Raw genomic sequence first — 16462 nt, 5'->3', positions numbered from 1 at the left:
GAGGGTTCGACGGAAACTCGAGCGGAAGGGGGGTGGTGGAACGGGAGCCTAGATTTATCAGCAAGCATTAATGATTAGGAGGCGAATTCACTTGATCAATCGTGTATGGAAGCGCAGAACTTCATCATTCCTCGCACAAGTAATGGGCTTGAGTTTGGTTCTAAACGTGTTTTCCGTTCCTGTCGCCGGTGCCGCCGAGCAGGGAAGCGGCAGTGCACCCGCCAAGGCAACGGTTACGCCTTCGGCAACGACAACCGCAACGCCGCCCGCGGGATCGCTTGCATGGCCGACCGGGCTTGATCCGGCCCACACCCGGCATTTTGAACCGGGCGATCAATTCGTCACGACCCAGAATCCGCCGGACTTTGGATGGCCTTACATCAAGAACGCGGATAAGTACGAATTGCAGGTTGCAAATGACAGCGCCTTCAACGATGTGGTCTACCAGAAGAACGATATCACGATGAACCTGTACAACTTCCCGCATACGTTCGCAGCCGGCCAGTCGTATTTCTGGCGGGTAAGGTTCCACAAAGCGGAAGGCTGGTCGAATTGGAGCGATGTCCGCAAATTCCGCATCGACGCGGATGCCGTTCCGTTCCCGGTTCCCCCGATTTCGGAGCTGATCGTCAAGGTGCCGACTTCACATCCGCGCATTCTGACGAACGCCCAGAACCTGGATGAATTCCGTGCCAGGAAAGACGGCGAGGGGAAGCCGACCTATGACTATATTTTCGGTAGAGTGGATCTGTCGGACACCAAAATGGCGACGGAGCCGACAGGGGGAACGGCGGATCAAATTTTGAACGCAACGGTCACGGAAACGCGTAAAATGATCAACGCCGCTTTCGTTTATTTAATCACTGGTGAGGAAATATACGGAAATTACGCTAAAAGAAGGCTGATGAACCTCGCGACCTGGAAAACCCGAACAGGGCAAACGACCTACACGTCAAACGACCAGGTGCATCGGGACATCGCGCGCAAGAGCGCCATGACCTATGACTGGATTTATCCGATCCTTTCCGAAGAGGAAAAACGCAAAGCCGTTACGATGATTTACGACAGAACAAGGATCATCGCGGATCATGTGCTAACTAACGAGTCAGCGATTCCCAAGGACCCGCTGAATTCGCACGGCTGGACAAATTTCGCATACTTAGCGATTCTCTCGACCGTCCTCTTGCATGATGATATCGAAATTAACGGCAAGCTCGTATCCGCAGACGCGCAGGAATGGTTCCGGCAGGTTGTGCCGGCGTATATCAATATTATGCCGGCGTGGGGCGGAGAGGACGGCGGCTGGGGCAACGGCATAGGCTACTGGCAATGGTCTGCAGTCGACGCAAAGTGGTTTGCGGATATCATCTACACGGCGACGGGCTTTAATGTTTATCAGAAAGCGTTTCTGCGGAAGGAGTCGTGGTTCCCGCTATATGTGTATCCTGTGGGTCAAATTAGCGGCGTATTCGGCGACGACATCAATAACATGTCGAGAGGCACGATCAACACAAGCATATTGCGTAACGCCCAGATGTTCCAGAACCCGGTCATGCAATGGTATGGACGGACGGGACCGTATGCCGTGGAGGATGTGCACTCTTATTTGTACGTGGACAACAGCTTGCCTGTACGTCCGCCTGTGGAGATGCCGACGGCCAAATATTTCGATTATATCGGGCTCGTGGCGATGCACTCCAGCCTGTACGATCCGAAGCGGATTTCCGCTTATTTCCGGTCCAGCCCCTTCGGCAGCTGGAGTCACAGCATGGCGGACCAGAATTCGCTTATTATTAATGCGTTCGGCGAGGAGCTGACGGTAGACGGCGGATTTTATGACGGCTATGGCACGAAATATTTTCAGGATTTTACGAGGCAGACGTTCGCCCATAATGCGATAGCGTACGACGGCAAAAAGGGACAGAAAAATTTCGATATGAAGGCTTCCGGAAAGATCACGGGTTTCGCGACAACGAAAGATTTTGACGCAACGGTCGGAGATGCCACCCAAGCTTATAACACCGATCCGAATAATATCGGGCTGGATCTGGCTCAACGAAGCGTCATCTATGTGAAGCCCGGTGCATTCGTGGTCGTCGATAATGTGGACGCCCGGGAGCCTGGCGGCTCGAAATTCGAATACTGGCTGCATGCCGATAAGAGCTTGAAGCTGGATGCCGATCATAGCGGCGCGACGATCGAAAAAAACAAGGCGGCGCTCAAAGTAAGGCTCTATTATCCCGGTCTGACGGCTTCGGTAACCGATAAAGCCATTGACATCAACGGGATAGAGCGGGCCCCCGGAACGGAGGGAGACGTTACCCGATATAGAGGGCTTATTCGGCAACATGCCATGTTTGAGACTCCTAAGACCGAGTATGCGACGATCGTGTCCACGTATGTCCCGTATGAGGTGGGAACGACACCGGAACATATCGTCAGCGAGGACAACGGTACCTATCAGAAGCTGCAATTTACCGATGGGACGGCTGTTTATGTCCGCAAGGGAAAAAGCGGAGTCGTGCAGGCCGACGGCATTCAGTTTGAAGGTATTGCGGCCGTAGTCAAGGGTGATTCGATCCTGCTTGTCGGCGGCACGCAGCTGATCAAAGACGGCGTTACGCTGATCGACAGCTCGCAGACGGCGACCGTTGCGCTCTCGGGCGACGAGCTGTCGATCACCGGTACGCAAGACCTTCAAGTTCAGCTCCGTAAGTCCGGCGTGACTACCGTTATGGACGAACAATACCGTTCGATTCCTCAAGGCGGTAATGTGACGGAAGCGGTGTATGCACGCGGCGTCCATTGGACGGCATCAGGTGACGCATTAACTGTGAATGTCGAATCCGGTCAGCATCATCTTCGTTTAAGCAGCATTCCGGCGCCGGCACCAATGGCAGACGTTTCCTTGCCGGTTGTGATTGACGGAACCCCATCGACGGTAACTTTGTCTGCTTACGGGAATGGAGACGGCGGAGTCGCTGCTTGGGGTACATTACCGAACGCGGCCGGTCTATATGATGTGCTTGAAGCGCCTCCGGGCATGATCGTCGAGGGTATGGGCGGTATGAAGCCTGAGATGTTCCTCGGGGCGAACTCCAAGGTGATTTTGCCCAATCCGACCGGAACGCTCAAGCTGCGTGGTAAAGGTAACGGTTCGGTGATTCCGGTCGATTATAAGACCGATTATGAGGCCGTGAAGGCTGGACTGGATGTATTCGCAGAAGCCGAGAGTTTTCTCATTGCGGATAGCGGAGTTGTGCCATACAGCTCACGCTCCTTCCTTTCCGGAGGTCTGGGAGTATACGGCTGGTTTAACTCGGGTCAATCCATCACATGGCAGCTGAATGTCCCGGAAGCCGGATTCTACGATGTCGCGATAAAATATGTGGGCGGCTGGGAATTGACCGATGCCAATGTGAAACGATTGATTCGGCTGGGCAGCGAATTCTTCACAGCGGAAGCACCGAGAACACCTACCTGGGGAATCAATCCGGAGGAATGGAGAGCGGTGACGTTCCGTACGGCGACCTATTTGCCGGCGGGACCCGTGCAGCTCAAGATGTGGAATGTGATCGGGAGCAGCAATCTCGACTGGGTTGGGCTGGTCAAGTCGGTCGATACCACTGCGCCGACGATCGCCGTAACCGGTCTTACGGACGGGAGTACGCTTGGCAATTCCGAAGTGTTGTCGGTACAGGTTGCGCTGAGCGACAATATGTCCGGAGTCGATGACAGCAAGACGACGGTGACCCTGGACGGGGCTGCCTATGTGCCGGGCACGCCGGTGCCTTTGTATACGCTGGCGCCGGGTGCGCACACGTTTAACGTGAGTGCAGCGGATAAAGCGGGGAATACTGCAGCAGCTACATGGACCTTCACCACTTATGCCGATATGGAAACACTTAAGGAGCTGGTGTCGGCATTTACGGCAGACGGTTCGATCAACAATCACGGTATTTCCAACAGCCTGATGAAGAAGCTGGAGCATGGACAGATACAAGCGTTCATTCAGCAGGTGAAAGCGCAGCGCGGGAAACACATCTCTGCAGCGGCGGCGGATTATTTACTGCGGGATGCGCGATTGGTCGAAGAAGACGAATAGTGAATTCGTTGAAGTTGAAGGGTCATTCCCCGAATCCGATCGGATTCGGGGATCGGAACCCGATCGGATTCGGGGATCCGAACCCGCAGTCATTCATGATTGGCTGAAAGGAGGCGGACGGCCATTTATTCGCGTTGAGACGGAAACTGAATAATAAGGAGGCGATTTCATTGAAACATCATTGTTGGAAGCGCAGCATGTCTGTATTCATCGTTTTCGTGTTAGCATTCAATCTGGTACTTAGCCTGTATTCCCCCCCGGCCGCAAAAGCCTTAGGCTTTCCGGACTTGGATCAAGTCCCCTTGACAACCGCAAATGAATGGCCTGTATATCCAGAGCCTGCTCAAATCAGACCATTTCAACCGCAGCATCATCTCGTCACAACCCAGAACCCGCCCGATTTCGGCTGGCCTAACGTTTCCGGCACGGATTTCTATGAATTGCAGGTAGCCACGGACAGCACCTTCCATACGATTGTGTATCAGAAGAACGATATCGCCATCAACTACTATAACGTCCCCGATCCTTTCACGCCGGGTCAATCCTACTTCTGGAGAGTCAGGTTCCATCATGCGTCCGGCTGGTCCGTATGGAGCGACACGCGCAAATTCCGCATTGACCCCGATGCCGTTCCGTTCGTGGTGCCTCCGGTTTCGGACTTGATGAGTAAAGTGCCGCTTTCGCATCCGCGTATTTTGACGAAACCTAACGACCCCGACAACCCTAACGACCCTCACGACTTAGCCCACTTCCAAGCGAGAAAAGCCGGTGACGGCGAAAGAACCTATGCGTATATTCTCGGTAAATTTAATAATATCAATTTGGATACTGACCCCTTGCCGCAATCGGAACCGACCAACATCGACGATACGGTCAAGGAAACCAATAAGATGCTGTGGGCCGCATTTATTTATTTAGTGAATCGTAATGATTCGGCATTTGTGAAATACGGCTTATATGCGAAACAGAGACTGATGAATCTGACAACGTGGAACGCCGACAGCGGACCAACCTCCTATTCGAAAAGTACGGGAGGCAACGACCAAATTCATCGGGATATCGCGCGGAAAAGCGCCATGACCTACGACTGGATTTACAACGACATCCACAATCTTCTCAGCGAGACGGAAAGGGCAACCGTATTGGCGATGATTCATAAAAGAGCGAAGACGATCGCGGACCATGTGCTTGACGGCGCCAACAATACCCTTCCGATTCATGTAAAACCCAAGGATTCGCATGGATGGACGGTTTACGCTTATTTAGGCATCATTGCAACCGCGCTCCTGAATGACGATATCAACGTAAACGGAAGGAACGTAAAGGCGGATGCGCGGGATTGGTTCAGCAAGGTTGTTCCGACTTATATCAATCTGATGCCGCCCTGGGGCGGCGAAGACGGCGGCTGGGGCAACGGCATAGGCTACTGGCAGTGGTCGGCGATCGACACGAAGTGGATGGCGGATATCATCTACACTTCGACGGGCTTCAATATGTATCAGAAAGCATTTGCCCGCCATGAATCTTGGTTCCCGCTTTACATTTACCCTGTCGGTCAGACCAACGGTGTATTCGGCAACGATATTAATAAAATGTCGAGAGATGTAGTGAATACAAGTATTACACGCAATGCGCAAATGTTTAATAATCCAGTGATGCAGTGGTATGCGAGATCTCCTCAATACGCTGTAAGCGACGTGCATTCGTACCTATACTCGGCGGGCACCAGCCTGGCCGCGCAGGCGCGCCCGCCCGTGGAGATGCCGACGGCCAAATATTTCGATTATATCGGGCTCGTCGCGATGCACTCCAGTTTGTACGATCCCAAGCGGATATCGGCTTTTTTCCGATCCAGTCCTTATGGCAGTTATAGCCATAATCATGCGGATCAGAACGCCTTGATCATCCATGCGTTCGGCGAGGAGCTCACCGTCGACGGCGGGTTTTACGATGCGTATGACAGCGATTACTTTCAGAAGTATACCACTCAAACCTTTGCGAAAAACGCCATTACGTATGACGGTAAAAAAGGTCAGAAAAGCTTAGATTTGAAAGCAACCGGTAAAATTACGGGATTCGCGACGAACAAGGATTTTGATGCGGCTGTCGGAGACGCCACAACCGCCTACAACACCGATCCAACCAAAGACGGCTTGGATCTGGCGCAGCGCAGCGTCATCTATGTGAAGCCCGGCGCATTCGTCGTCGTCGATAATCTGAAGGCGCGGAAGCCCGGCGGCTCCGCATTCGAGTACTGGCTGCATGCCGATACGGATTTGACGCTGGACTCGAACAGCAGCGCAACGATTACTCAGAACAGTGCGAAGCTAGAGGTTAACCTTTACTATCCGTCTCCATTGACAAAGTTGGAGGTGACAACCGATACCCTTGATAGCGACGGGGTTTCACGAACTCCGGGCGGGGATTTTGCCGGGCGATTGCGGAAGCATGGCGGATTTAAGACTCCCGTGACGAATGAAGCGACGATCGTTTCCACCTATGTGCCTTATAAAAACGAGCCCGATTCCACACCGGAGAACATCGTCAGCACGGACTATACGACCTACCGTAAACTTGCGTTCAACAATGGAACAAATGTTTATATCCGCACGGCGCAGAGCGGATCCGTCACGCTCACCGACAACAACGACAACATAACATTCGATGGCATTGCCGCAGTAATCAAGGGTGATTCAGTCCTCTTGGTCGGCGGTACCCAGCTGATCAAAAACGGCACGCCCCTTATCAGCAGTACGCAGCCGGCGACCATTGCTCTATCGGGCGATGAGCTGTCCATAACCGGAACGCAGGAAGCACAAGTTACGCTATACAAATCCGGAGGAGTAACGACGGTTCGCGACGAAGCCTACCGCTCGATTCCATCGGGCGGCACCAACGTCGAGGCAGCTGTTAACGCCCGAGGCGTGCATTGGGTCTCATCCGGCAATACGTTATCCGTAACGGTCGAACCGGGTCAGCATCACCTTAAGCTGAGCAACCCGAGCAACGTCCCGGCGCCAGGATCTGCGAATCTTTCGGCAAATCTGAAGGTGATCATTAACGGCAAGTCCATGTCGCCGGATAGACCGCTTTCCACCTATCACGACGGAGAAGGCGGGATTGCGGCTTGGGGAGAATTAAGGAATCCGAGTGGGAAATACAAGGTTATGAGTACACCGCCCGGCCTTGTCTTTGAAGGCGTCGGCGGTGTCCAAGCGGACTCCGTTGTGTCATTGAATTGGTATCACAAAATAATTATTCCTAGTGTACCTAACGTGCCCAACCAGCTCCTGACCCTGGAACTGCAAACAACAAATTAGGAATTTCCGCTGCAGCCGGTCGCTCACCATATCGCGGTGGTCGGGCAGATCGGCGACGCTCGCTGGTAATGGTACCGCCTATCCCCATGATTATTTTTGCGCAAATCTCTTGGATGTTGGGCTCTCGCCTCTTTGCATCGAGCAGGTTATCTTATCGATAGCCTGCTCTTGTTCTTGAGTTTTGGCCCTGCGCCTTCACTTCATGTCAGTACCCCCTCGGCGGGTTCTTTCTTGCCATGGGCGTTTTCGAGGAAAAAAATGTCCTGCGGGCAATAAAATATGACATACGGCGTTCCCCGAATTCCTTTACACTTGGGGTGTAAATCGACCGGCAGGCGACCGAGGACGAAGCCGGTCCGAAAGAAGGGATGAGCGCATGGGACAATTGGCAATCAACGGAGGAACGCCGGTCCGGACCGAGCCGTTCGCGTCGTGGCCGATCTACGACGATACGGAGCTGCGGCTGTTGAAGGAAGTGCTCGAATCGGGCAAATGGGGAGGCTCCGGCAGTTCGGCCGTTCCGAATTATGAAGCGAAGCTGCCGCTGATGGAGCGAAAGTTCGCCGAGCTGCACGGCGCCCGCCACGCGGTAAGCGTCGTCAACGGCACCGTCGCGATCTCGGTCGCGCTGCAGGCGGCGGGCTTGAAGCCGGGCGACGAAGTGATCGTGCCGCCCTATACGTTTATCGCGACCGCCTCCGCCGCGCTCGCCTGCGGCATGATTCCCGTATTCGCCGATATCGAAGAGGAGACGCTGTTGATCGATCCGGAGAAGATCGAGCCGCTCCTAACCGCGAAGACGCGGGCGATCGTCGCCGTCCATATCGCAGGCGCTCCGGCGAACATGACGAGGCTGCGGGAAATCGCCGCCAAGCACGATCTCGTCCTGATCGAAGACGCCGCTCAAGCCGTCGGCGCATCGTGGGAAGGGCAGGGAGTCGGCTCGATCGGCGATCTCGGCACGTTCAGCCTGCAGTCGAGCAAAAACTTGAACGCGGGCGAAGGCGGCGTCATTACGACGAACAGCGCCGAGTATTGGGAGAACGCCTGGTCGATCTGCAACGTCGGACGCGTTCCGAACGGAGGCTGGTATCAGCACGACCGGTTCGGGCAAAATTACCGGATGACGGAGTTTCAGGCGGCGATCGTGCTGGCGCAAATGACTCGTCTCGAGGAGCAAATGCGCAGGCGCGAGCGGAACGCCAAGCTGCTTGACGGCTTGTTGGCCGGTATCGACGGCATCCGGCTGCTGCGGCAGGACCCGAGAATCACGAGGCACGCCTATCATTTGTATATGTTCAAGCTCGATCCGGCTTTCGCCGAACGGGCCGACAAGGCCGAATTCGTCAAGCGGGTGAACGCCGAAGGCATTCCGCTTGCGGCCGGCTACATCCCGCTTAACAAAAACGTGTCGGTGCTGGAGACGACGAAGATGTGGACCGGTGAAGAACGTGTTTACGATTGTCCGGTATGCGAGCGGATGTGCGCGAAGGAAGCGGTATGGCTAACGCAAAACGTGCTGCTTTCCGACGAGCGGGCGATTCGCGACGTCGCCGAAGCGCTGGACAAAGTCGTCCGGTCGTTTTGACCGGCGAACCGGTTGTACGTTCGGGAACGAACCGGCCTCGCGAGTTGGGGCTGGTTTTTTTCATGCGAAATCTAGTACAATGAAAAAAAGCTCCTTTTCCGGGTGACCGGCGGGACGCTTTCAGATGATCATGGGTGAAGGAGAGATTCCGGTTGAAATTGACGAACAAAATCGGCGTCATCGTCGACAGCTTCGGCATCGGCGTTCGCGAAGGCTTGAAGAAGGCGAAGGAAGTCGGCGCGCAGGGCGTCCAAATTTATGCGGTTAAAGGCGAGATGGATCCGGACAACCTGTCTCCGGCGGCGCGCCGCGAGCTGAAAGATTACATTGAATCGCTCGGACTGGAAATTTCCGCGCTGTGCGGCGACTTGGGCGGCCACGGCTTCCAGGATAAAGAGGCGAATCCGGCGAAAATCGAGAAATCGAAGCGCATTCTCGATCTGGCGAAAGATCTCGGCACGAATATCGTGACGACTCATATCGGCGTCGTTCCGCACGATGCGAACGGCGAAATTTTCGATACGATGCAAAAAGCATGCGAGGAATTGAGCCAATACGCCAGCTCGATGGGCGGTTACTTCGCGATCGAAACCGGTCCGGAGACGTCCGCGAACTTGAAGCGGTTTCTCGACACGCTGTCCAGCAAAGGCGTATCCGTCAACTTCGACCCGGCCAACATGGTCATGGTAACGGGCGACGATCCGGTCGTCGGCGTCCACACGCTGAAAGACTATATCGTCCATACGCACGTGAAGGACGGCATTCGATACAAGGAAGTGGACCCGCGGGAAATTTACGGCTCGATCGGCTACGAGCCGATGGATCACGGCAAAATCGCGCAAATGGTCGCTTCCGGCGAAATTTTCAAGGAAGTGCCGCTCGGCGAAGGGAAGGTCGACTTCGACGCGTATTTCCAAGCGCTCGTCGATATCGGCTATACGGGCTATTTGACGATCGAGCGCGAAGTCGGCGACCAGCCGGAAGTCGACATCCGCAAGGCGGTTGAATTTATCAATCGGTATAAATAAGCGGCAGCGAGACGGCGTCCCGGAAGGGGCGCCGTTCGGTTTTGGCGGACGCTACCGTTAATTGCAGTGGAAGGGCAGAACAGGAGGGATACGATGGGAATGAACGTATTGGACGGAGCGGTCGATTGCTCGCCGGAAGAGGCGGGATACCGTCCGGAAGCGCTGCGCCGGCTCGACGACCATTTCGCGAGACTGATCGGGGAAGGGCGGCTGCTCGGCGCCAGCTACATGTTGTCCAGAGACGGAGCCATATTCGCCCATCGAGCTTTGTCCGGCGAGGGGGTGCTCGCTCCCGATTCGATCCGCAACGTAGCGTCCGTCATGAAGGTCGTAACGGCGCTTGCGGTCATGCGGCTGATGGAGTCAGGCACGTTGACCGTGGACGAGCCCGCGTCCGCCTGGATTTCCGAGCTCGGCAAGCCGGAACTGAAAGACATCCGGCTGTTCCATCTGCTGACGCATACGTCGGGACTGCGCGTCGACTCGTCGTTTTTGCAGCGGACGGACGATCCGGATTGGCTTCACGCTTTGACGGAGGCTCCGCCTGCCGCTCCCCCGGGGGAGGCGTGGGAGTATTGCAACGTCGGGTACGCCGTGCTCGGCGAAATCGTCGCCCGTGCTTCCGGCGAGCCGTTTCATAGGTTCGTCCTTCGTGAAATATTCGAGCCGCTCGGGATGGTCGATACGTCGTTCGACGTGCCGCAATCGAAGCAAGGCCGCGTATTCCTCATCCCCGGCAAAGAGCGACTGCCGAAGCGATCGGCCGAACCGTCCGGCGGAGCGCCGAGATCGTACGGAGGCCTCTTTTCGACGTTAGCCGATTTGCAGAAGCTCGGACAAATGATGCTCGACGGAGGGACGTATGGCGGGAATCGACTGTTCGGCAAAAGGACGATCGAACTGATGACGCGGGACCATTTGACCGGGGCCGGCGTCAAGCTGCCGGGGGACGGATCGAAGCGGATTCCTTTCGGCCTGGGTCTGTTTTTGCCCGGTTACGGCAGATCGCTCTCCTCCCCGGAGGCGTTCTCGCACGGCGGCGCCGGATGGACGTTATGGCGGGTCGATCCCGTCGACCGATTCGTATCGGTGACGTTCGTTCCGACGAGCGAGCCGTACGTGGAATCTTCCATGGTTCATGCGAGCCATATTATCGATTCCGGGCTCTGACGCATTCGTTTCGATCGAAGATCGACGATGTCTCCGTAGGAGCGAGCGCGGAGGCGGACGGTCCATTGCCGTCCGCCTTGGCGTCGTTCATGCGTCTTGCCGGCGCACCGGGTGGCGGCGAATCGCTTTAACGCGGAAGAGGGGGCGATCAAGTGCGCTTTTCGCATGTCGAACCATGACAGTAACGTTCGTTATTTGATGTACGCGGGAGAAATGCCCGGTTTTGCATAGGTTTCGTGCGGAGATGCCTTTTTTTCGGTCGAATTATGTTGTATAATGGGTGGCGTAACCGGTAACGGCCATAACGTACGTTATATTTCGAGCCAAGAAGGGAAGGGCCACATGCCTGTCACGAAAAAAGATATAGCCGATTATCTCGGCATTTCCCGAACCGCCGTTTCGCTCGTGCTGAACAATACCCCGAACAGCACCATATCCGAAGAGACGCGTGCGAACATTTTGCGTGCGGCCAAGGAGCTCGGCTACCGCGACGCGGAAGTGTCGCCCAAGCTTTGCTACATCCTGTGCAACCGCAGCTCGGAGGATCCGCTGTACGTCACCGACCTGAAGCTGATCGAACGCGTGGCGAGCCGTCACGATTACCGTCTCCTGTTCATGAATATCGGTTCGACGCACAAAGACTATACGAGACTCGAAAAATGTTTGGGCAACAAAGAAATATCCGGCGTCGTCCTGTCGGGCGACATCGACGAGCGGATGCTCGACATTATGGAGCGGTCCGGCGTCCCTTATGTCGTCTTCAGCAGCCTGGAGCACGATAACGTCAATATCGTCGAGCCCGACGTCGTCAAAATCGCTTATGAGTGCACGAACCATCTCATCGCGCACGGGCACCGGAGAATCGCCCTATTCAGCGGGAAAATCGATACGCCCGTCCATCGGAAATCGTTGGAAGGGTACCGCAAAGCGCTGCTCGACGCCGGCATTCCGTACGACGTCTCGCTCGTTCAGGTGAGCAAGGAGGAGGACGGGTACGAGCTGTGCGGCCGGATGGACGCTCTGGACATCCCGTACACGGCGGCGTTCTGCGTCAACACGCTCATCCAATTCGGCGCGCTTCAGCGTCTGAAGGACAGCGGGGTGCACGTGCCGTCGGAAAAAAGCTTGATCGGCTGGGGAATGACCGACCTCGTGCGGATGAGCATGCCGCCCCTGACGGCCTTTCATATCGACCCGGCGGAGAAGGAGTCGGTCATTTTCCGGCTGCTCGACGTCATCGACGGCAAGGACGAGGAGCGCAAGCGGGTCTACTTGACCGACGTAAAGCTGTTCGAGGGCGGGACCGTGGCGTTTTGCCGCAATTCCCAGTAATCGGATCGTCGGACCACGGAAGAAGCAAAAGAGCGCGGCTAACGGGGCCGGCGCTTTTTTTGTGCGTTATCAGGCTCTGAAAGTATCCATTTTTTCCGTTATATTCGAAGCATGCGAGCCATCCGAACGGTTGGATTCGATCAAATTTCCATTTGAACGCGTTTTCGGCAAACGCTTACTTTACCAAATTAGGACATTTTAAAGACAACTAACGTACGTTATAATGTCGTTGACACTAAAAATAACGGGTGTTATTATGGTCGTGAGCCGAGACGCTCAGACCCGTAACGAAACAAACGGAAAAGAAAGAGGAGGGTTCTGCATTGAAAAAACGTTGGAAAACCGTCTCGACGGGAACGTTGGCACTGCTCGTCGCCGCGAGCATGGCCGCATGCAGCAGCGGGAAAAAGGAAGAGCCGGGAGCGTCCCAGCCGAACGGCCAGCAGGGGGATGCCGGAGCACAAAAGAAAACGGTTACATTAAACTGGCTCACCTACCAGTACGGTCCGGTTGACGATAACGCCCCCAGCAAAAAGCTGCTCGAGGACAAGTTCAACGTCAAATTCAACATCTGGTACATGGACGTCAACAAGCGCGAGGAGCTGCTCGGGGCCAAAATCGCCGGCGGCGAAATTCCCGACCTGATGACCGTCTATTCGCTCGCGGATTTGAAGAAATTCGCCGACCAAGGCATCATTACGGGATATACGGACGAAGAATTGAACAAGTATATGCCGAACTACAAAAAGCTCGTCGACAAGTACACGCCGGAAATGTGGAAATATTTCAAAATCAAGGACAAATATTACGGCATCCCGTACGTGAACATCGACGGCCAATACAGCCTCGCCACCGCCTGGAACAAAACGTGGCTCGACAAGGTCGGCATTACGAAAGTGCCGGAAACGCTGGACGAGTTCAAGGACGCGGTGTACAAGTTCCGCAACAACGATCCGGACGGAAACGGCAAGAAGGATACGTACGGCATGTCCAAGTCGGCGATGACCGACGTATTCGGCGCCTACGGCATCTATAACGAATTTTGGACGATCCGCGACGGCAAAATCGTCTGGAGCGGCGTTTTGCCGGAAGCGAGAAAGGCGCTCGAGACGCTCGCCCAATGGAAGAAGGACGATGTCATCGATCCGGAATGGACGCAGGGTCAGTTCGGCGAAAACACGGGCGGCTACTGGGCCGTATCGAACGCGTTCGTCAACGGCAAAATCGGCGTATCGACGCACGGCTCGTACTACCATTGGATGCCGGCGATCGCGGAGACGGGCTCCCCCGGCGGCGACAACTACAAGCTGTTCAAGGAAGCGACGCAGGGCAAGGGCGAAATCGCGTTCGGCAAGCCGCCGGTCGGACCGGACGGCAAGTTCGGCAACATTACGCCGGGCATGATCGGCACGACATCGCTCGCACTCGGCAAAAACGCGAACGATCCGGAGAAGAAGGCGCGCATTCTGCAAATTTTCGACGCCCTGTACAGCGACTTCGATCTGTTCATCAAAGTGAAATACGGCGATAAAGGCACGATGTGGGAAAACGGACCGGACGGCAAAACGATCGTCTGGAAAGACGGTTACAAGAAAAACGAGGAGCAGGCGAAGTTCGGCGGAGGCATCACGTTCACGCCGCTGCCGCAGCCGGAATTCGGGCAAAAAATCCAGTCGCCGAAAGCGCTCGAAACGGCCCAGAAGCTGTTCAAATTCGAGAAGGCCGGCTACGAGAACGCGGTCAAGTCGGCACTGCCGTCGGAGCCGAAATATTACAAAAACCTCGTCAAGCTGCAGCAGGAGACGTACACCGCCATCATCAACGGGGAAAAGCCGATTACCGAATTCGACAAGTTCGTCGAGACGTGGAAAAAAGAAGGCGGCGACCAGCTGACGAAAGAAGCGAACGAATGGTACACGAGCGTGAAATAACGCCTCGCGCCGGTACGCGATCGTAATACAACGGTTCATCCATAGGGCGGTCGGTCGAGCGGACAACGCGGATTGACCGCCCTTGCATTCTGCGCGAAGACGAAGGGGAGGGTACGATGAGCACCGTTACGGAAACGACGAAAACCCCCGGAGCGGCAGCGGAGCCGGGCCGCTTCAGGCTGTGGCTCCGCTCGTATTGGAAGAATAAATATTTGATGCTGATGCTGCTGCCTTGCTTGCTCTATTTTATCGTGTTCAAATATTTGCCGATGTACGGCGTCATTATCGCATTCAAGGATTACCGGCTGCTCGACGGCATATTCGGCAGCGATTGGAACGGGCTGCAAAACTTCCGGGACCTGTTCACAGGCCGCGGCTTTACCCGGGCGTTTCGCAATACGATCATTTTGAGCACGTACAAGCTGATCTTCGGCTTCCCGGCCCCGATCATTCTTGCGCTGCTGCTGAACGAGCTGCGGGTGCTCGTGTTCAAAAAAGTCGTGCAGACGCTCAGCTACTTGCCGTATTTCTTGTCCTGGGTCGTGCTGGCCGGCGTTTTCCTGGAAATTTTCTCGCCGTCGCGCGGCGTCGTCAACTACATCATTACGTCGTTCGGCGGGGAAGCGATCTACTTTTTCGGCGACAAGGAATGGTTCCGGACGCTGCTCGTCAGCACCGAGGTGTGGAAGCAGGTCGGCTGGGGTTCGGTCATTTATTTGGCGGCGCTCGCCAGCGTCGACACGTCGCTGTACGAAGCGGCGATCGTGGACGGGGCGGGCCGCTGGAAGCAGATGATCCACATTACGCTGCCTTCGCTTTATCCGGTCATCACGATCATGTTCATTTTCGCGGTCGGCGGCGTCATCAACGACGATTTCGACCAAGTGTTCAACTTCTATAACCAAGCCGTCTACGAGGTCGGCGACGTGCTCAGCACATACACGTACCGGATCGGCATCGCCGACATGCAGTACGGGCTCGCGACCGCGTCGGGGCTGTTCATCAACGTCATCGCGCTGACGCTTATCATCGTCACGAACATGATCGTCAAGCGGTTCAGCAAATACGGGTTATGGTAAGGAGACGGAAATCATGTCCATGACGATAGGCAAAAAAACGACCGGAGAGAAGCTGTTCGACGCCTTCAATGTCGCCGTGCTGTCGCTGTTCGCGATAACGTGCATTTACCCGTTTATCAACGTGCTGTCGATCTCGTTCAGTACGCCTTCGGCCGCCAACGCGTACGGATTGAAGCTTATTCCGAAAGATTTCACGCTCGGCGCCTATAAAGCGGTGTTCGAGAACAAATACATTTGGATCGGCTATGCGAACACGATCGTCCGGACCGTGGCGGGAACGTTTCTGAACGTCGTCTTCACGGTCATGTGCGCGTATCCGCTCGCGAAGCGGTATTTGCCGAACCGGAACTTTTTCACGTTTCTGTTCGTGTTCACGATGTTTTTCAGCGGAGGGCTCATCCCGACCTACTTGCTGATCAAAGGAATGGGGCTGCTCGACAGCCGGTGGGTGCTCATCTTGCCCGGCTTGATCAACGCCTACACGATGGTCATCGTGCGCAACTACTTCATGTCGCTGCCGGAGGAGATCGAGGAATCGGCGAAGATGGACGGCGCCAACGATTTCCGCATCCTGTTCTCGATCGTGCTGCCCGTCTCGATGCCGATCATCGCCACGATCGCGCTTTGGTACGCCGTCGCGCATTGGAACGCCTGGTTCGATGCGCTGCTGTACATCTCCGATCCGGATAAAACGGTGCTGAACACGGTGCTGCGCAAAATCGTCATCGAAGGCTCGTCGCAATTCCAAAGCTTCGACACGTACGATCCCGCGAAGACGGAAAGCGTCACGCCGGACATTATCAAGTCGGCGACGATTATGGTCGCGACGACGCCGATTTTGCTCGTCTATCCGTTTATTCAAAAATATTTCGTCAAAGGCGTCCTCGTCGGGTCGCTGAAAGGATGATC

The 16462-nt window shown here is 55.3% G+C and carries 9 protein-coding genes; all 9 read left to right on the top strand.

The window, feature by feature from the left end:
* Positions 1-91: 91 nt before the first annotated feature.
* The 9 genes from DLM86_RS08770 (at position 92) to DLM86_RS08730 (ending at position 16460) form a co-directional block, all read left to right on the top strand.
* Positions 92-4105, top strand: a complete 4014-nt coding sequence (locus DLM86_RS08770) for a DUF4962 domain-containing protein (protein WP_158289399.1) — start codon at positions 92-94, stop codon at positions 4103-4105.
* 170 nt (positions 4106-4275) lie between these two features.
* Positions 4276-7425 carry a DUF4962 domain-containing protein gene (locus DLM86_RS08765; RefSeq protein WP_110839601.1) on the top strand — a complete coding sequence of 1050 codons (3150 nt, stop codon included), beginning with the start codon at positions 4276-4278 and terminating at the stop codon, positions 7423-7425.
* 376 nt (positions 7426-7801) lie between these two features.
* Complete coding sequence (locus tag DLM86_RS08760; protein WP_110839600.1) at positions 7802-9013, top strand: DegT/DnrJ/EryC1/StrS family aminotransferase; 1212 nt, start codon at positions 7802-7804, stop codon at positions 9011-9013.
* 152 nt (positions 9014-9165) lie between these two features.
* A complete protein-coding gene (locus DLM86_RS08755; protein ID WP_110839599.1) occupies positions 9166-10041 on the top strand; it encodes a sugar phosphate isomerase/epimerase family protein in 876 nt (291 codons plus the stop codon).
* A gap of 93 nt (positions 10042-10134) precedes the next feature.
* Positions 10135-11211, top strand: coding sequence for a serine hydrolase domain-containing protein (locus tag DLM86_RS08750; RefSeq protein WP_110839598.1), 1077 nt, complete (start codon positions 10135-10137; stop codon positions 11209-11211).
* A 342-nt stretch (positions 11212-11553) separates the two neighbouring features.
* Complete coding sequence (locus DLM86_RS08745) at positions 11554-12543, top strand: LacI family DNA-binding transcriptional regulator (RefSeq protein WP_158289398.1); 990 nt, start codon at positions 11554-11556, stop codon at positions 12541-12543.
* Between the two features lie 323 nt (positions 12544-12866).
* Complete coding sequence (locus DLM86_RS08740) at positions 12867-14474, top strand: type 2 periplasmic-binding domain-containing protein (RefSeq protein ID WP_110839596.1); 1608 nt, start codon at positions 12867-12869, stop codon at positions 14472-14474.
* 116 nt (positions 14475-14590) lie between these two features.
* Positions 14591-15553: an ABC transporter permease gene (locus DLM86_RS08735; protein WP_110839595.1), complete on the top strand. Its 963-nt coding sequence runs from the start codon at positions 14591-14593 to the stop codon at positions 15551-15553.
* A gap of 13 nt (positions 15554-15566) precedes the next feature.
* Positions 15567-16460, top strand: a complete 894-nt coding sequence (locus DLM86_RS08730; RefSeq protein ID WP_110839594.1) for a carbohydrate ABC transporter permease — start codon at positions 15567-15569, stop codon at positions 16458-16460.
* The last annotated feature ends 2 nt before the right edge of the window (positions 16461-16462 follow it).

Origin of the sequence: Paenibacillus flagellatus (assembly GCF_003217775.1) — a bacterium.
Classification (GTDB): Bacteria; Bacillota; Bacilli; order Paenibacillales; family NBRC-103111; genus Paenibacillus_AB; species Paenibacillus_AB flagellatus.
Note: the sequence above shows the minus strand (reverse complement) of the source record. Positions and strands in the feature narration are given on the sequence as shown.